This window comes from Pseudarthrobacter sp. NamB4 (assembly GCF_005796185.1).
GTDB lineage: Bacteria > Actinomycetota > Actinomycetes > Actinomycetales > Micrococcaceae > Arthrobacter.
The window spans coordinates 171,179-188,106 of the sequence record NZ_VAHM01000006.1 but is presented as its reverse complement, the minus strand read 5'-3'; the positions used below and the strand labels follow the sequence as shown (position 1 = coordinate 188,106).

Genomic DNA, 16,928 nt, shown 5'->3' with positions numbered 1-16,928 from the left:
TGAGGGAGGGTTTACCTGTCAACCAGCCGTCGACTTGACCCGCCGTCGACGCCGGAGTCACCAAAGGTGACAGAGCGTCCGCGGGTCAGGCGAAGTAGACGCCGATCCGGTTGCCATCAATGTCCTCGATCCGGATGTCGATGTCGTAGACATCCCGCAGCATGGCCTGCCGCATGATCTGCCGCGGGCTGCCCTGGTGGACCAGCCGGCCGTCCTTCATGGCGAGTATGGTGTCCGAGTAGCAGGACGCAAAGTTGATGTCGTGGACCACCAGGACGATGGTCTTGCCCAGCTCGTCGGCCAGCCGGCGCAGGAGCCGCATCATTTCCACCGAGTGCTTCATGTCCAGGTTGTTCAGCGGCTCGTCGAGGAGCAGGTACTGCGTGTCCTGAGCCAGCACCATGGCGATGAAGGCCCGCTGGCGCTGCCCGCCGGAGAGCTCATCAACGAACTTGTCCGCCAGGGGCGTCAGGTCCAGGTGGGCGATGGCTTCCTCCACCTTGGCGAGATCCTCCACCGTGGGCCACCCGCCGGAGTGGGGAAAACGGCCGAAGGCCACCAGGTCCCGCACACTCAGCCGCATGGTCAGGTGGTTTTCCTGCCGCAGGATGGCCATGGTCCTGGCCAGTTCGCGGCTGTCCGTGGAGGCGACATCCAGCCCGGCCACCGACACCTCCCCCGACTCCAGGGGCTGCAGCCTGCTGATCAGCGAAAGCAGCGTGGACTTCCCTGCCCCGTTGGGCCCGATGATCGAGGTGATGCCGCCCTGCGGGATGACGCAACTGACGTCGTCGAGGACGGCCTGGCCGCCGTAGCTCTTGGAGACGTTGCGGACCGCGATGGTCATTTCAGGGAGCCTTTCAGCAGGAGGTAGAGGAAGAGGATGCCCCCGGTGAATTCGATGACCACGCTGAGGGCCGTGCCGAAGCCGAAGACCTGCTCAAGCACCAACTGGCCGCCCACCAGGGCGATGGCACCGATCAGCACAACCATGGGCAGCAGCCAGGCATGGCTGAATCCTCGGCACAGCTGGTAGCCCAGGCTCACCACCAGCAGCCCGAAAAACGTCACCGGTCCCACCAGCGCGGTGGACACGGCCACCAGCAGTGAACACGCCAGCAGCACGCGCATCACCACTTTCCGGTGGTCCACACCCACGTTAATGGCCACCTCGCGTCCCAGCGCCAGGACATCAAGGGTGTGCCGCGCCCGCCACACCGCTGCACAGACAACGGCGATGATGACGGCGGCCACCCCCAGCAGCGCCGGGTCCACATTGTTGAAGCTGGCAAAGAACAGGTCCTGAAGAATGATGAATTCACTGGGTTCCATGAGGCGCTGCAGCAGGGATGACAGCCCGCGGAACAGGCTGCCCAGGACGACGCCCACCAGCAGCAACAGATGCAGGGAACGGGCCGCCCCGGTGAACATCCAGCGGTAGAGCAGCGCGCTGAACGCCACCATCAGTACCACTTCGACGGCGAACTGCAGCGTGGGCGGGGCGGCCACCACCGAGGTGGCCCCCAGGGTAAACGCCAGGACCGTCTGCACCAGGATGTAGAGCGAGTCGAAGCCCATGATGGACGGCGTGAGGATGCGGTTGGCCGTGACCGTCTGGAACAGCAGTGTGGACACCCCCACGGCCACGGCTACCAGCAGCATCGCCGCCACTTTGGTGGCGCGGCGCGGCAGGATGTACCCCACGTTGCCCTTGAGTTCGTAGAACAGGAAGAGGCAGACGACGGCGGCAGCCACCGAAAGCAGGATGCCAAGCACAAGGCGCGGCGAGGCTTTGCTGACGCGGGTGCACAGGGGTATACCGCTGGGGCGGGCTTTAGGCGGGCGCGGTTTCGCGGCGAGCACTTCAGGCATTGCGCTTCCTCAGGATCAGGACGAGGAAGAGGATGGCGCCCAGCACGGACATCACCATTCCCACGGGGACTTCATAGGGGTAGCGGATGGTGCGGCCGATGATGTCGCAGACCAGCACGAACGCGGCTCCGAAAACGGCGGTCCAGGGCACGGCGCGGCGGAGGTTGTCGCCGAAGATGAGGGACACGATGTTGGGCACCACCAGCCCCAGGAACGGCACGGCGCCCACGGTGGTGACCACCACGGCAGAGATCAGGGAGACGATGACCAGTCCCAGGCGCATTGTCCGGGCGTAGTTCAGTCCCAGGTTGGTGGTGAAGTCCTGGCCCATGCCCGCCACCGTGAACCGGTCAGCGGCCAGCAGGCCCACCAGCATCAGGGCTGCAACAATCCACAGAAGCTCGTACCGGCCCCGGAGGACGCCGGAAAAGTCGCCGATCATCCAGTTGCTGAGGGTCTGCAGCAGGTCGAACCGGTAGGCGAAAAACGTGGTGACGGCGGCGATGATGCCGCCCAGCATGATGCCCACCAGCGGGATGAGCAGGGTGTTGCGGGCGGGCAACCGGCGCAGGATGGCCAGGAAGAGCGCCGTTCCCAGCAGGGCGAAGACACTCGCTGTCAGCATCTTGACCAGCACCGGTGCCTGCGGGGCGAAGACGGTGACCGCCAGGATGCCGAGGGTGGCGGATTCGACAGTTCCCACCGTGGATGGCTCCACGAAGCGGTTCCGGGCCATCAGCTGCATGATCAGGCCGGCAACAGCCACCGCCATCCCGGCCAGGAGCACCGCGAGCGTCCTGGGTACCCGGGAGATCCAGAAGACCTCCACGGTGGCTTGGTCCCGTGCCAGCAGCGCGGGCAGCGACACGTCGCTGACACCGACGAACATGCTGCCGGCGGCAAGGACAAGAACGGCCACTGCGGCCGCAGTCAGGCCTGCACTGTGGCGGGCCTGGCTGAGGGTTGCCGGCGCAAGCGGGCGCACGGCGGTGGCGGTCATGGTGGTGGGACCGTGGGTGCGGTTAGGCCACGGAGGCGGCGACGGCGTCCAGCATTGCCTGGACGTTGTTGAGTCCGTAGCCCACGATGTACCAGCCGGCGGGGTCAAGGTTGATCACCTTGTTGTTCTTAGCGGCGCTGGTGGACTGGACCAGCTCGTTGTCCAGGATGGGGTTTGCAGCGGAGCCTTCGGTGCCGACTGCGGTGTCACGGTTGATCACGTAGAGGATGTCCGGGTTGGCCTGCTTGATGTATTCGAAGGAGATCGCTTCACCGTGGCTGCCCTCCACCTCGACGTCTGCCGCAGTGGGGACGCCCAGGACGTCGTGGATGATTCCGAACCGTGAGCCGGCGCCGTATGCGGTCAGTTCGCCGCCCGAGGTCAGGACGATCAGGCCCTTGCCGGCGCCGGCCGCCTTGGCCTTGGTCTCGTTGACTGTGGCGTCAACAGCAGCGAGCTTTTCTTCCACCTCCGCCGACTTGTCGAAGATGGTGCCAAGCTTTTCAGTCTGGGACTTGAAGCTTTCCATCGGGCTGGCCGCGTCGATGGACAGGTCGATGGTGGGGGCGATCTTGCTCAGCTCCTCGTAGGCTCCGGCGGTGCGGCCCGAAATGATGATGAGGTCGGGGTCGCCGGCGCTGACGGCTTCGAAGTCCGGCTCCTTCAGGGACCCGATCTTGGCGTACTTGTCGTTGCCGTACTTGCTGAGGGCCTCCGGGTATGCGGCTTCCGGAACGCCGGCAGGCTCAACGCCCAAAGCGTCCAGGGTGTCCAAAACGCCAAGGTCAAAGGTGTAAACCTTTTCCGGATTGACCGGGATGTTCCCGGTGGTGCCTTGCGCGTGCTCCACGGCGATGGTTCTGGCTTCGTCGGCGGCAGTCGTTGCCGTCGCGCCTCCTCCGCACGCCGTCACGGTTAAAAGCGCTGCTCCCGCAGCCAGTGCCCCCAGGTAGCTCGAAAGCTTTCTCTTCACGTTATTACTCCAGTCGGCTAATACATCACAACTTCGTTGCCTAATAGCCCAGAGCCTATAAGTAAGGGAAGGCTAACTTCAAAACGGGAAGGCTCCATCTGTGCCCTAAGTGGCGGACATTACAAAAGGACGACGCCGGCACTCGGGTCAGTGCCGGCGTCGTGATTGCAGGAGCGTTGGCGTAAAGGCCGCGTGAACTGCGAGAGAGTTGCCGTGAAAGCCGCAGGAAGTGAGAGAGCGTCGCTCCCGGCCGATCAGACGGGGGTGCGTGCCACCTCCGCCTGACGCTCCTCCACAAGTGTGGCCACGGCGTTGAACAGCGGATGGCCCTCCTCCAGTCCAGTGATCCGGGCCGTGGCCTCTGCCGGGCTGCTGGCAGCCAGGATGGAGGCCAGCTCCGTTGCTTCGGCATCTGCCGGATCGTCGAAACGCAGGGCCGCGGCGATTGCGCCCAGGAGGGCCTCCGGCACCACGCCGCGCTCGGCGAGCTCCGCCGCGGGGCCGATGAAACGCTCGTGCCGGCTCAGCTTCCGCAGCGGAGCCCGCCCCACGCGGTTGACGGTATCCGGCAGGTGCGGGTTGGAAAACCGGGCAAGGATCTTCTGGACGTAAGCTTCCTGCTCGTCGTTGCTGAATCCGTGCTTGGCCACCAGGAGCTGCTTGGTCTCCTCCAATACCGCCCGGACGTCCTCGGCAACGTCCTGGTCAGCCATGGCATCCGGAATCTTTTCCAGGCCGGCCTCGTACCCGAAGTAGGCGGCGGAGGCATGGCCGGTGTTCACCGTGAACAGCTTCCGCTCAATGTACGGCGAAAGGTCGTCCACGAAGGTGGCACCGGGGATGGCGGGGGCCGCACCGGCAAAGGCGGTCCGGTCGATGACCCACTCATAAAACGTCTCCACCGTAACGTCCAGCCCCTGCCCCGGTTCCTGGTTAGGGACAATCCGGTCCACCGCCGTGTTGGCGAACACCACTTTGCCGTCCAGCTCACCGGCGGCGGCCCCCGGCTGGGCTGCCACCTCCTTGGCCAGGATGTCGGTGGCATTGATCGCATTTTCGCAGGCCATGACCTGCAGGGGTGCCAGCCCCGGTTCCCGCGCAATGATGCCCTTGGCGATCACCGGAGCCACGAACTTGAGGATGTGCGGGCCCACGGCGGTGGTGACGATGTCCGCCGTCGCGATTTCCGCAATGAGTTCGGCTTCCTGGGTGTTGGAGTTCAAGGCCCGAAAGTTGCCCACCAGCCGTTCCGTTGCCTCCTCACCTACCTCGTGGACGCGGTAGCTGTCCGCTGCGGCCAACTGTGCGATCAGCTCCTCGGCGACGTCGGCGAACACCACCTCATATCCGGCATCGTGCAGGAGCAGGCCCACGAAACCCCGGCCGATGTTGCCGGCCCCAAAATGTACAGCCTTCACTATGCATTGACCTTTCCGAAGAGTTCCAGGACTTCGTCCACCGAGGTGGCAGCCTCCAGCCGCGCAACCTGCTGCTTGTCCGTAAAGACCTTCGCGATGGAGGACAGGATGTGCAGGTGCTCATTGTTGACGCCGGCGACGCCCACCACGAACTTGACCTGCTTTCCGTTCCAGTCGATGCCCTCCGGGTAGCGGATCACCGAAACCGCTGACTTGCGGATGTGGTCCTTGGCCGCATTGGTGCCGTGCGGGATGGCCAGGTAGCTGCCCATATACGTGGACACGGACTGCTCGCGCTCGTGCATGGCAGCGATGTAGCCCTCGTCCACCGCGCCGCGGGCAAGCAGCAGCCGGCCGGCTTCGTCGATGGCGGCGTCGCGGGTGGTGGCTGCGCCGTTCAGCACCACGCTCTCGCGGGCGAGCACCTCGGAAGTGCCGGTGCCTGCTGCCGCCGTGGCCGTTCCGCCGCCGGGCGCAGTGTCCACGGGAGCGTCAGCAGCGTGAGCGCCCCGGGTCCCGGCGCCGGCTGATGCCGCTGCCGCAGTTCCTGCCCCGGATGCCCCGCCCGGGGTTCCCTCTCCGGGCTCTGTGCCCGGCACGGTGCCGCCTTCGGTATTGCTTTCGCGGACCAGCTCAACGATTTCGTCGTAGCGCGGGCTGCTCATGAAGTTGTCCACGGAGTAGTGGACGGCACTGGACGTGGCCGGCTTGGCGCGTTCGGTCAGGTCCTGGTGCGTGATCACCACGTCGTAGTCGTCGCGGAGGTTGGCGATGGACGCGTTCGTGACCTTCACGTCCGGGAAGCCGGCCGCCTTGATCTTGTTGCGCAGCACGGAGGCGCCCATGGCGCTGGAGCCCATGCCGGCGTCGCACGCAAACACGATGTTGCGCACCGGCCCGGCGAGGACACCCACCCCGCCGCCCGTGGCGGCACCGGCACCTGTCAGGGTGGAGGCCACAGAGCTCTTCTTGCCCTTCATCTGCTCCATCCGGGCCGTGGCGTTGCCGAGGTCCGTCTCGTCACTGTGCTTCGTGGTCTTCATGATGACCGAGGCCACCAGGAAGGAGACCGTGGTGGCCAGGAGAACGGCCAGGATCACTCCTACATAGCTGTCCCGGGAGGTCTGGGCCAGTACGGCAAAGATGGAACCAGGGGCGGCCGGGGCCACCAGGCCCGAACCGGTCACTGCCAGCGTGGCTACACCCGTCATCCCGCCGGCGATGGCAGCCAGGATGAGCAGCGGGCGCATCAGTACGTACGGGAAGTAGATCTCGTGGATGCCGCCGAGGAAGTGGATGATGGCGGCACCCGGAGCGGAGGCCTTGGCAGCTCCGCGGCCGAAGAACATGTACGCGAGCAGGATGCCCAGGCCGGGGCCGGGGTTGGCCTCGAGCAGGAAGAGGATGGACTTGCCCTGCTCCAGGGACTGCTGCACGCCCAGCGGGGTGAGCACGCCGTGGTTGATGGCGTTGTTCAGGAAGAGCACCTTGGCCGGCTCGATGAAGATGCTGGTCAGCGGCAGCAGCCCGTTGTCAACGAGGAACTGCACCACATTGCCGGCCCCTGTGCTGAAGGCCTGCACCACCGGAGCGATGGCGTAAAAGCCAAGCATGGCAAGCAGCGCGCCCCAGATGCCGGCGGAGAAGTTGTTGACCAGCATCTCGAAGCCGGGGCGGATCTTGCCGTCCCAGATCGAGTCGATCTTCTTCATGGTCCAACCGCCCAGCGGGCCCATGATCATGGCGCCGATGAACATGGGGATGCCGGCACCCACGATCACGCCCATGGTGCCGATGGCGCCAACCACGCCGCCGCGGACGTCGTAGACCATCTTGCCGCCGGTGTAGCCGATGAGCAGCGGCAGCAGGTAGGTGATCATCGGCCCCACGAGGCCGGTGTTCGTTTCACCCTCGGCGTTGGTGCCGAAGCCACCCAGTTCCGGCACCGGCAGCCAGCCCTTTTCGATGAAGAGGGCTGTGATGATGCCCCAGGCGATGAACGCGCCGATGTTGGGCATGATCATTCCGGACAGGAAGGTCCCGAACTTTTGGACGTGCACGCGCGCGCTGGTGCGGGGTTTTGCAACTGTCTCTGTTGCCATGAGATTTCCTAACCGTCTGTCCTGCTGCTTTGCAGGATGGTCCGATGATTACGACGACGTACTGCTGGGTGGCCTGGGGTTCAGCCGGCCGGGCTGGCGGAGATCCGGTGGAGCCATTCGAGGAAGAGCTTGAGTTCCGAGCTTGAGAGCTGGTCAGAGTGCGAGGCCTGAAGTGCGGCGTTCAGGGCGATCGCTGCCACCACTACCGAGGATTTTCCGGCACCACCCGGGGCCGGCCCGCTGGCGGGCTCGGCGGACACCGCAAAGATCATGGCGTCCCGGGTCATGGTGGACAGTTCGAGGTTCCGTTCGGAGGCGGGTTCCGCAATCAGCATCAGCGTCACGCCCACGTTGGCCGCCAGAATGGACCTGGCCGCTTCCCGGGGCTGGACGTTCAGCTGGCCCGCCGCCGCTGCCTTGTTCAGCATCTCCTCCATCAGCGCCTCGGCATCTGCGACGATGGCCGGCCGACTTTCCGGGCGGATATTGCCGAACATCACCAGGTACAGTTCCGGCTGGTTGAGCCCGAACTGGACATGGTTGTCCCACATTCTCCGGATGTCCTCGAGCGGGTGTCCGGAGGGGGCGAAATCCCTTTCGCCCGCTACATACTCTTCGAACCCTGCGGCGACGACGGCGTCGAACAGACCTTCCTTGTCACCGAAGTGGTGGTACAGGGTGGGCGCCGAAACCCCTGCCAGCTGCGTGATCTGGCGGGTGGAAACGGGTGCTCCCCCGGATTTTGCCAACAGCTCCGCGGCAGCACGGAGCAGCCGCATTTTGGGGGGAAGCTGGCCATCCAAACTCATAACCGCTACCCTAGCACCTATAGCAATGCTATATGAACTGAATCACATACAATTTTTTCAGGCACGTTTCCGCCTCCGGACTCCGCGGTCCTTCGGCGGACCGGCATGGCGCCGGACAGATCGGCGGGCCTGGCAACCGGCAGAGAATGAGGACCTTCAGTGCAGAACTTCCCAGGAGTAGGCGTCAGTCCAGGCCGCGTCATCGGCACCGTCAAGCAGATGCCCAAACCGATCAGCGAACCTCCGGCCGGCGAGCAGTTGGCAGCAGGCACCACCGCAGAGGAAGCAACAGCAGCACTGAAGGCAGCAAGTCAGGCAGTCCACGACGACCTGAAGGCGCGGGCCGCGCATGCAACGGGTGACGGCAAGGCCGTCCTGGAGGCCACGGCGCTGATGGCCAAGGACACCATGCTGATCAAGGGGGCGGCGAAGCTGGTGGCGCGCGGCACGTCAGCAGAGCGTGCCATCTGGGAGTCCGGATCTTCGGTTTCGGAGATGCTTCACAACCTGGGCGGCTACATGGCCGAACGCGCCACCGATGTGCTGGATGTGCGGGCCCGGATCGTCGCCGAGCTCCGGGGCGTGCCCGCGCCCGGGATCCCCGCGTCCAACACGCCCTTCGTCCTGGTGGCCGAGGACCTGGCCCCCGCGGACACCGCCACCCTTGATCCCAACAAGGTGCTGGCCCTGGTCACAGCAGGGGGCGGCCCGCAGTCCCACACAGCGATCATCGCCCGCTCCCTTGGCCTTCCCGCCGTCGTTGCGGCCGTCGGCGTGGACGAACTCCCGGACGGCACCGAGGTGTACGTGGACGGGGCCGCCGGCAACATCACCTCCGACCCTGATGAATCGCTCCGCGCCGCAGCAGAGGCGTGGGCCGCCACCGCCTCCCTGCTGGCCGACTTCAGCGGCACGGGCGCGACGGCGGACGGCCACCTGGTGCCGCTGCTTGCCAATGTGGGCGGCGGCAAGGACGCCGAGGCTGCCGCAGCCCTGGGCGCCCAGGGCGTAGGCCTGTTCCGCACCGAATTCTGCTTCCTCGAACGGGACACCGAACCCAGCGTTGAAGAGCAGGCCGCCGCGTACAAGAGCGTCTTTGACGCCTTCCCGGGCAAGAAGGTGGTCCTGCGCACGCTCGACGCCGGAGCGGACAAGCCACTGCCGTTCCTGACCGATTCCACCGAGCCCAATCCTGCCCTGGGTGTCCGCGGCTACCGCACCGACTTCACCACCCCGGGCGTCCTGGACCGCCAGCTGGAAGCCATCGCGCTGGCTGAAAAGCAGTCCGAGGCTGATGTATGGGTAATGGCCCCTATGATCTCGACGGCGGAAGAGGCCGCCCGCTTCGCCTCCATGTGCGCCGATGCCGGCATCAAGACTCCCGGTGTGATGGTGGAGGTTCCCTCCGCAGCCCTAACCGCCGAAGCAATCCTCCGCGAAGTCAGCTTTGCGAGCCTGGGCACCAACGACCTCACCCAGTACGCCATGGCCGCCGACCGCCAGCTGGGCCCGCTCGCCAACCTGAACACCCCGTGGCAGCCGGCAGTCCTGCGCCTGGTGGGCCTGACCGTTGAAGGATCCCGCGCCGAAGGAAACAACAAGCCGGTGGGCGTCTGCGGCGAGGCCGCTGCGGACCCTGCGCTCGCCGTCGTACTGACCGGACTTGGGGTGAGCACGCTGTCCATGACGGCGCGTTCCCTCGCTGCCGTGGCAGCTGTCCTGAAGACGGTGACGCTGGAGGAGGCCCAGCAGCTGGCCAAGCTCGCCCTTTCCGCACCCAGCGCCACCGAAGCGCGAGCATGGGTGCGGGAGAAGCTGCCGGTCCTGGAAGAACTGGGGCTCTGATTCAGCCTAGGCGGTGACGCCGAAACCGGTCACTGCACGGACCCAGCTGGTGATGGTTTCGGCAGCCATGCCGGGGGCGGTGTACTGGAAGACATGGCCCTGGCCCGGAATCTCGGCCACGGTGCCCTGTGGCGCGACGGCGGCAAGGTGTTCGCACCAAGGCCTGCGTGCGATGGGATCCTTCGTGCCGCGGAGCACCAGGGCAGGCTGGGTAACTGCTGACAGCCGTTCCGCCATGGGATATTCCATCATCACGGACAGCTCCGTGAGGTACCAGCGGGGTCCGGCGCGGAAGTAATCGCTGAACACCACCACATTGCAGGACAGCGACTCACTGAACATGGCGTCGCGGGTCAAAGCCATGGCCTGCCGGGGAACAGACTTTTTACCGGCATCCACTACGGGGCCCATCAGTACGATTCCGGCCACCTGTTCCGGCTGCTGCAGCGCCAGTTCCGCGGCGAACTGGGTGCCCATTGAGTGCCCCACCGCAATGTAGCCACTCACGCCTGCATCCGATAGGACAGCTGCGATAAACGCCGCGTAGTCCTCCACCTGAAGCTGGCGGGAAGGGCGGGAAGTAGGGCCAAAGCCGGGCAGGTCGAAGCTGTAGACATCCGCCCCCTCGGCCAGTTCAAGGTGCAGCCGGGCCAGGTACCGGTGGGAAACCCCGATGCCGTGGAGCAGGACGTAGGCGGGACGGGCAGGGTGTTCGGGCCCGCCAGGGGCGCCTTCCGGGCGGACTGAGGCGTAGAGCTTGCCCCGTAATCCGCCTGCTTCCACATCTATTCCGCCGCTAAGTGCCATCTGCCGAGCATACCGCCCGGGAGCGCTGGGCCGCCGGTAGGCTGGGGGGCATGGCACTGATAGCTCCCCGGATCACCGGCGCCCTTCCTGCCGAGGATGCGGAAAAACTGCACCGGGCACTGGCCGGCAGCGATGACATCACCGTCTTCGTGGACGGCACCGTCCACCGCCTGCCCCCCGTGGCGAGGGACGCCGTCGTTGACCTCCTGCACCGCTTTAGCCGCGGCGAGGCCGTGACCGTCAGCAGCGTGGAGGACATGCTAACCACCTCGAAGGCAGCGGAGCTGGCGGGCATCTCGCACACCTATCTGCGCAACATGACGGACCGCGGCGAAATCCCCGTGGAGTACCGCGGGAGCCACCGGCGGATTCCGCGGGCGGCTATCATGGCATGGCTGGAGGGGCAGAAGAAGGCCGCACAGCGGGACCCGGAGAATACCGGGGAAAAGGACGGCTGACCCTTCCCCCTGCAGGCTTCCCGTGGCGCTAGATCCTGGGCCGGCCCGCCCAGCGCCGCATCTTCAGGGCTGCGTGGAGTTCCAGCCGGGCCATCCCCTTCAGGGGATCCACGCCCAGCAGCTGGCGGATCCGGCCAAGCCTGTTGTAGATGCTGCTGCGGTGCAGGTGGAGCTTGGTGGCCACATCCTGGACTGAGCCGTCGTTGTCATACAGGAGTTCCAGGACCGGGATGAGCTCGCCGTTGCGGTCATGGTCCTCCAGCAGACGGAAGTACACCGAACCCGAGTCAGCCCAGGCGCTGGCCCCTCCGCCCGCCGAAGCCAGGAGCTGGTAGACGCCGGTATTCCTGCAATCCACGAGTTCGCCAAGCTGCGGGTCTACGGCCGCGGCCTGGGCCGCCAGCTTGGATTGCCGGTAGGCCGCCGCGAGCCCCCGCGGCCGGCTGAAGCCCTCGCTGATACCCAGAATGATCCGTTGCACCGGGCGCCCCGAACGCTTCGCGAGCTCCAGCTGGTAGTGGACCAGCACCTGGGCGTGGTTCGCCCTGCCCGATAATTCACGGAACAGGACTACCGAATGCGTGTCCGTTCCGGCGCTGAACAAGGCGGCGTCGACGCCGATGGTTGCCTGGAGCGCGGCAGAGCGGTGGATGAGGGTGGAAGCGATGGGGTCCGGCCCGCCTGCCCAGCCCTCGGCGTCGAGCACCGTCACCACCTGCCAGGGGCCCCGGCCCTGGATCTCCTTCCAGCCTGCGATGGCAGCAACGGCGTTGGGTTCCCCGGCGCATGCCGACAGGAACTCCCGCTCCCGCACGCGCCGGAATTCGGACTCCGCCGTATTCGAATCCAGCAGGAGGCCGGACAGCATCTCAAGTTCGTGGCTCACGGCGGGCAGTTGGGTGAGGATCGCTGTCGGGCTTTCGTCTTCCGAGTCCTGCTGGACCCAGAGATAGCCAACGCGGAAGCCCCGGACCATCAGCGGAACGCACACGCGTCCCAGCATGCCCAGGCCCGGGTTCGCCGGAACCACCACGGGGCGGACAGCGGTGGCGATGCCGTGCGAAAGCTGCCACGCGCTCACATCCGCCGGGACTTTCTTGCTCAGCAGGAAGTTCACACGCACACGGTCCGCATGCGACTGGTTGGAGCTGTACGCGAGCAGCACTCCGTCCAGGTCCTCCAGGGACAGGCCGCGGCCCAGCTTCTGTGCCACCTGCTCCACCAGCTGTTCAACACCCTGCTGCTGCATGCGCCAACAGTACTGCTTGGATGGGCTCCCGGACGAACGGACAGGAGGCGACACTTGCCGCTTCGAGACTCGACAAATGTTTAGGCCGCGACGAGGAAAACCGCGGAATGATGCGGTTGCTTCAGTAAGGCCAGCTGCCTTTCCTGTCAGCTGGCTCACAAACCGGATCTATCGTTGAAACACGAAATCCGTCCGCACTTTCCGGCTTCACCAAGCCGAGAACCTGGAGCCCACGATGATCATCGGTGTCCCCAAAGAAATCAAGAACAACGAATTCCGGGTGGCCATCACCGCCGCCGGCGTCCACGAGTTCCGCACCCACGGACACACTGTGCTGGTGGAGCGAGGCGCAGGACTGGGTTCCGGCATCACCGATGAGGAATACTCAATTGCCGGTGCCGAGATCGTCAACGAGGCGGACGACGTCTGGGCCCGCGCCGACATGGTGATGAAGGTCAAGGAACCCATCAAGGCCGAATACCACCGCTTCCGCAAGGGCCTGATCCTCTTCACCTACCTGCACCTAGCGGCCGAACCCGAACTCACCCGGGAGCTCATCAACTCCGGCGTCACCGCGATCGCCTACGAGACCGTCCAGGAGGGCCGGTCCCTGCCGCTGCTCGCCCCGATGTCCGAGGTGGCCGGCCGGCTTTCCGTCCAGGTGGGCGCGTCCTCCCTCATGGCGCCCGCCGGCGGCAAGGGAATCCTGCTCGGCGGCGTGCCCGGCGTGCGCCCGGCCAAGGTCGTGGTGCTGGGTGGCGGTGTGGCGGGCACCAACGCCGCAGCCATGGCGCTGGGCCTCGGCGCAGACGTCACAATCATGGACATCAACATCAACCGCCTGCGTGAACTGGACGCCCAGTACCAGGGCCGGCTGAAGACCGTGGCCTCCAACAAGTACGAAATCGAGAAGTCCGTGGTGGACGCCGACCTGGTGATCGGCTCGGTCCTGATCCCCGGTGCCAAGGCCCCCAAGCTGGTCACCAACGACCTCGTGGCCCGGATGAAACCCGGCTCGGTCCTGGTGGACATCGCCGTGGACCAGGGCGGCTGCTTCGAGGACACCCACCCCACCACGCACCAGGAACCCACATACAAGGTGCACAACACCATCTTCTACTGCGTAGCCAACATGCCCGGCGCTGTGCCCAACACGTCCACCTACGCACTGACCAACGTGACCCTGCGCTACGCCGTGGCGCTGGCCAACCTTGGCGTCAAGGCCGCCTTCGACCGCGACCCCGCCCTGGCAGCCGGCCTCAACATCGCCGCGGGCCATGTGGCGCATCACTCCGTGTCCGAGGCGCACAACCTGCCACTCGTGGCGGACTGGCACGAACTGGTTACTGCTTAGCGCAAACGCCCGGTCCAGATTAGTGCGCCCACTTCCGGGCCGCTTCGATGAGCTTCAGGGTTTCGACGGCGTCTTCCGGGTCAACCGGAAGCGGCGCTGCTGAGGTGGCGCCGCCGTCGAGGATCTTCGCCGCGAGAATGCGGTAGAACTCGGGATACGCGCCACGTTCGGTGGGCAGGGCGTCCAGGTGGCCGTCGCGGCCCAGGAGACCTGCCCACTCCGGAGCCTCTTCGCCGTAGTCAGCGTCGAGGGGGCTCCCGCCCGCGGCCATGTACGGCTCCTGCGGATCCACGCCCTTCTTAGTGAATCCTCCCACGGAGCCCAGCACGCGGAACCGGGGGCCCTGCTGGGCGCACAGCATATTCATGGTGAGGTGGCTGAAAACGCCCGACTCATGCCGCAGGACCACGAAAACGTCATCGTCCGCCCGCTCGTCAGACCGGCGCGCCTTCAGCTCGGCATGGACCACGGCGGCGGGGCCAAAAAGCTGGAGCGCCTGGTCGATCAGGTGGCTGCCGAGATCGAATAGGGTGCCGCCGCCGTCGGCCGCCGTGGCGCGTGCCTTCCAGGCCTTTGCGATCGCCGGCGACCACCGCTCGAAACGGGACTCAAACCGGGTGACCTTCCCCAGGGCTTCGGCCGCGATGAGCTTCCTCAGTGTCAGGAAGTCGCCGTCCCACCGCCGGTTCTGGAAAACCGTCAGCACCCGGCCCAGTTCCCCGGCCAGCGCAATGAGTTCCTGGCCCTCCCCGCTGGTCACGGTGAAAGGCTTGTCCACCACCACGTCCAGCCCGGCCTCCAACGCTGCCTTGGCCAAGGGGTAGTGGGTTGCCGGCGGTGTTCCCAGCACCACCAGGTCCAACTCGTGGGCATGGGCAAGGACCGCCTGGCCGTCCGGCACCGTCTTTACGCCCTCGTACCGTTCGGTGGCAGCGGACTCCCTTCCGGCGTCGGAGGTAGCTATGACGTTCAGCGAGTAGCTCGGATCCGCTGCTATCAGGGGAGCATGGAACACGCTCCCGGACAGTCCGAAGCCCACAACTGCGGTTCGGATGGTGCGCTGCGAAGCTTCAGTTCCGGTCATGTTCCTACGCTACTCCGGCCCGGTGAACCCGGCAGTGGGCCGGAGTGTGCGGCACGTGCGGGAGGGTTGGCCGAAAGGGCGCATTGGCTGAGAGAGCGTCGGGCGAAAAGCCGCGTTAAGTGCGACAGCGTCGGCGGGGTTGGGCAGACGGCGAAGGCCGGCATCCCCTCCCCAGGGGATACCGGCCTTCACCAACAGAGCAGCGAGTGCTACTTCTTTTCCCAGCCGATGGTGGTCCAGTCCGGAACCTGGGACAGGCTCTGGAACAGGGACGGGCCGTAGTTGGCCAGGCCGGTGCGGACGAAGGAGATCTGCGGGCCGTTCATGACCACGCCCATGGAGAAGTACTTTGCCATGTGCTCCTTCTCGACCTCCATGGCCGCCTTGTTGCGCTCGGCGTTGTCCTCGATGGAGGCGAGGTCAGCGATCTTCTTGTCCAGCTCGGCGTCGCCCAGCTGGTTCTCGTTGGTCTTGGAGTCGTAGTACTGCTTCACGGCCGAGGTGGCGTCCGGACCCACTGTGTAGCCCGAAACGCTCATGTCGAATTCACGCGAGCCCAGGACCTTGCCGAAGTCTGCCGAAGCGCGCTGGTCGATGCCAACATCCATGCCGCCGGCCTGCAGCTGCTTCTGCAGGGTCTGGGTGAAGGCAAGGGTGGTGGGGTCGTCACCGAAGTTGCTGATCTTGAAGGCTGCGGGCTTGCCGTCCTTCTCCATGATGCCGTTGGCGTTCTCGGTGTAACCCGCGTCCGTCAGCACCTTCTTGGCGGCTTCCGGACCGGTTTCCTTCACGGGGTAGTTGTCTTGGTAGTACTCGGAGAAGGGCATGAGCATCATGGAGCCGGAGCTGGGCTCCTCCCAGTTCAGGCCGTTGAAGCGGACCTTGCGGAGGGCTTCGCGGTCCACGGCTGCGAAGATGGCCTTGCGGACCGCCACGTCGGTGATGCGCTGGGCGTTGAGGTTCATGCCGCCCGCGAAGAGCCGCTGGCCGCGGCGGACCTCGGAGTCCTTGGTGCCCTCGAGCTGCTTGTAGAGGGAGATGGTGTTGGCAGACATCGCGTCGATCTCGCCGTTCTTGAAGGCGGCGATCTGGGCGCTGGTTTCAAGCTGGCGGAACACCACGTTCTCCAGCACCGGCTTGTTGCCCCACCACTTCTCGTTGGGCACCAGGGTTACGGTCTTGGCCGCCTGGTCATACTGGTCCAGCTTGAAGGGGCCGGCCATCCATTCCGGGTGCAGTTCACCGTTGAAGCCCTCGTTGAAAATCTGGGGGCTGTTCACGGCCGGGTGGATGAGGCCGAAGAAGAGATCCTCCAGCGGATACACCGGCTGGGAGGTCTTGACGATGACTTCCTTGTCGCTGCTGCCGGCCTCCACGGACTCCACGAACTCGTAAGCGCCGGAGGTGACAATGTCGTAGCCGGCGTCCGGGCTCTTCAGGATGTTCCAGGTGTTCTGGAAAGCCTTAACGTCAATGGGGGTGCCGTCGTTGTAGGTGGCCTTTTCGTTGACCTTGATGGTAATGGTCTGCTTGCCGTCTTCTACTTTGTTCTCCACAGACTCGCAGAAGTCCTGGTTGGGGGACGCCTTGCCCAGGAAGTCGAGCTTCCAGCAGCCGCCGATGCCGCCGCTGTTGACCGCCACAGGGTTCATGGGGATCTGCAGGGCGGAGTTGTCTGCGCTGTTGCCGTTGTTCGAGAATCCATTGAAGTCCGGGCCGATGTTGCCCAGCGGAAGGGTGACCTTGCCGCCCTGCTCAAGATCGGCGGCGGGCTTCTCGTTGATGCTGATGAGCTTCGACAGGTCGCTGCCTGCCTCCTGCCCCTTGGCCGTTTCCGGGCCGGTGGAACCGCCACCGCCGCCGCAGGCCGTCAGCGCCAGAGCTGCGGCAACCGCCGCTGCTCCGCCGATCCTGTTCAGATTCCTCATGGTGTTCCCTTCGTTGGTGCGGGTGGTGG

14 protein-coding genes are annotated in these 16,928 nt (G+C 65.5%); 3 read left to right on the top strand and 11 right to left on the bottom strand.

Translation table 11 applies throughout. The features are described 5' to 3' along the window. Positions 1–85 precede the first annotated feature (85 nt). The 7 genes from FDW81_RS07960 to FDW81_RS07930 all read right to left on the bottom strand — a co-directional run bounded on the left by FDW81_RS07960 (position 86) and on the right by FDW81_RS07930 (position 8,174). On the bottom strand, positions 86–847 hold the full coding sequence (locus FDW81_RS07960) for an ABC transporter ATP-binding protein (RefSeq protein ID WP_138133650.1): 762 nt from the start codon (positions 845–847) through the stop codon (positions 86–88). After that, positions 844–1,872: an iron chelate uptake ABC transporter family permease subunit gene (locus tag FDW81_RS07955; protein ID WP_240720055.1), complete on the bottom strand. Its 1,029-nt coding sequence runs from the start codon at positions 1,870–1,872 to the stop codon at positions 844–846. Before FDW81_RS07955 ends, FDW81_RS07960 begins: the two co-directional genes overlap by 4 nt. Beyond that, positions 1,865–2,872 carry an ABC transporter permease gene (locus FDW81_RS07950; protein WP_138133649.1) on the bottom strand — a complete coding sequence of 336 codons (1,008 nt, stop codon included), beginning with the start codon at positions 2,870–2,872 and terminating at the stop codon, positions 1,865–1,867. The genes FDW81_RS07955 and FDW81_RS07950 overlap by 8 nt, the downstream gene beginning before the upstream one ends. Positions 2,873–2,894: 22 nt before the next feature. Next, positions 2,895–3,845 carry a siderophore ABC transporter substrate-binding protein gene (locus tag FDW81_RS07945; RefSeq protein ID WP_138133648.1) on the bottom strand — a complete coding sequence of 317 codons (951 nt, stop codon included), beginning with the start codon at positions 3,843–3,845 and terminating at the stop codon, positions 2,895–2,897. Positions 3,846–4,099: 254 nt separating this feature from the next. Next, a complete protein-coding gene (locus FDW81_RS07940) occupies positions 4,100–5,263 on the bottom strand; it encodes a mannitol-1-phosphate 5-dehydrogenase (RefSeq protein WP_138133647.1) in 1,164 nt (387 codons plus the stop codon). Further along, the gene (locus FDW81_RS07935) at positions 5,263–7,365 is read right to left on the bottom strand and encodes a PTS mannitol transporter subunit IICBA (protein WP_138133646.1); all 2,103 of its coding nucleotides are present in this window, start codon (positions 7,363–7,365) and stop codon (positions 5,263–5,265) included. Before FDW81_RS07935 ends, FDW81_RS07940 begins: the two co-directional genes overlap by 1 nt. A gap of 80 nt (positions 7,366–7,445) precedes the next feature. After that, complete coding sequence (locus FDW81_RS07930) at positions 7,446–8,174, bottom strand: TetR/AcrR family transcriptional regulator (RefSeq protein WP_138133645.1); 729 nt, start codon at positions 8,172–8,174, stop codon at positions 7,446–7,448. 159 nt (positions 8,175–8,333) lie between these two features. On the opposite strand from FDW81_RS07930, the gene ptsP reads away from it, so the two are divergent. Next, positions 8,334–10,019 carry a phosphoenolpyruvate--protein phosphotransferase gene (ptsP, locus tag FDW81_RS07925; RefSeq protein ID WP_138133644.1) on the top strand — a complete coding sequence of 562 codons (1,686 nt, stop codon included), beginning with the start codon at positions 8,334–8,336 and terminating at the stop codon, positions 10,017–10,019. Positions 10,020–10,025: 6 nt separating this feature from the next. Here ptsP and FDW81_RS07920 read toward each other — a convergent pair whose 3' ends face one another. Then, positions 10,026–10,826, bottom strand: coding sequence for an alpha/beta fold hydrolase (locus FDW81_RS07920; protein ID WP_138133643.1), 801 nt, complete (start codon positions 10,824–10,826; stop codon positions 10,026–10,028). 50 nt (positions 10,827–10,876) lie between these two features. Here FDW81_RS07920 and FDW81_RS07915 point away from each other — a divergent pair, with 50 nt between their 5' ends. Beyond that, positions 10,877–11,284, top strand: coding sequence for a helix-turn-helix domain-containing protein (locus FDW81_RS07915; protein ID WP_138133642.1), 408 nt, complete (start codon positions 10,877–10,879; stop codon positions 11,282–11,284). Between the two features lie 28 nt (positions 11,285–11,312). Here the strand turns inward: FDW81_RS07915 and FDW81_RS07910 are convergent, their stop codons facing one another. Further along, positions 11,313–12,533 carry a CdaR family transcriptional regulator gene (locus FDW81_RS07910; RefSeq protein WP_138133641.1) on the bottom strand — a complete coding sequence of 407 codons (1,221 nt, stop codon included), beginning with the start codon at positions 12,531–12,533 and terminating at the stop codon, positions 11,313–11,315. A 235-nt stretch (positions 12,534–12,768) separates the two neighbouring features. Between FDW81_RS07910 and ald the strand changes: the two genes are divergently transcribed. Next, positions 12,769–13,887, top strand: a complete 1,119-nt coding sequence (gene ald, locus FDW81_RS07905) for an alanine dehydrogenase (protein ID WP_138133640.1) — start codon at positions 12,769–12,771, stop codon at positions 13,885–13,887. 19 nt (positions 13,888–13,906) lie between these two features. On the opposite strand, the gene FDW81_RS07900 is transcribed toward ald, so the two are convergent. Then, the gene (locus FDW81_RS07900) at positions 13,907–14,971 is read right to left on the bottom strand and encodes a Gfo/Idh/MocA family oxidoreductase (protein ID WP_138133639.1); all 1,065 of its coding nucleotides are present in this window, start codon (positions 14,969–14,971) and stop codon (positions 13,907–13,909) included. A gap of 209 nt (positions 14,972–15,180) precedes the next feature. Then, positions 15,181–16,899 (bottom strand): ABC transporter family substrate-binding protein, encoded by a 1,719-nt coding sequence (locus FDW81_RS07895; RefSeq protein WP_138133702.1) that lies wholly within the window; start codon positions 16,897–16,899, stop codon positions 15,181–15,183. Positions 16,900–16,928 lie beyond the last annotated feature (29 nt).

What these genes read in the sequence shown, in the direction of transcription:
- FDW81_RS07960 (WP_138133650.1), bottom strand. Translation starts at nt 847, where the DNA reads ATGACCATCGCGGTCCGCAACGTCTCCAAGAGCTACGGCGGCCAGGCC.
- FDW81_RS07955 (WP_240720055.1), bottom strand. Translation starts at nt 1,872, where the DNA reads ATGCCTGAAGTGCTCGCCGCGAAACCGCGCCCGCCTAAAGCCCGCCCC.
- FDW81_RS07950 (WP_138133649.1), bottom strand. Translation starts at nt 2,872, where the DNA reads ATGACCGCCACCGCCGTGCGCCCGCTTGCGCCGGCAACCCTCAGCCAG.
- FDW81_RS07935 (WP_138133646.1), bottom strand. Translation starts at nt 7,365, where the DNA reads ATGGCAACAGAGACAGTTGCAAAACCCCGCACCAGCGCGCGCGTGCAC.
- FDW81_RS07930 (WP_138133645.1), bottom strand. Translation starts at nt 8,174, where the DNA reads ATGAGTTTGGATGGCCAGCTTCCCCCCAAAATGCGGCTGCTCCGTGCT.
- FDW81_RS07920 (WP_138133643.1), bottom strand. Translation starts at nt 10,826, where the DNA reads ATGGCACTTAGCGGCGGAATAGATGTGGAAGCAGGCGGATTACGGGGC.
- FDW81_RS07915 (WP_138133642.1), top strand. Translation starts at nt 10,877, where the DNA reads ATGGCACTGATAGCTCCCCGGATCACCGGCGCCCTTCCTGCCGAGGAT.
- FDW81_RS07910 (WP_138133641.1), bottom strand. Translation starts at nt 12,533, where the DNA reads ATGCAGCAGCAGGGTGTTGAACAGCTGGTGGAGCAGGTGGCACAGAAG.
- ald (WP_138133640.1), top strand. Translation starts at nt 12,769, where the DNA reads ATGATCATCGGTGTCCCCAAAGAAATCAAGAACAACGAATTCCGGGTG.
- FDW81_RS07900 (WP_138133639.1), bottom strand. Translation starts at nt 14,971, where the DNA reads ATGACCGGAACTGAAGCTTCGCAGCGCACCATCCGAACCGCAGTTGTG.
- FDW81_RS07895 (WP_138133702.1), bottom strand. Translation starts at nt 16,899, where the DNA reads ATGAGGAATCTGAACAGGATCGGCGGAGCAGCGGCGGTTGCCGCAGCT.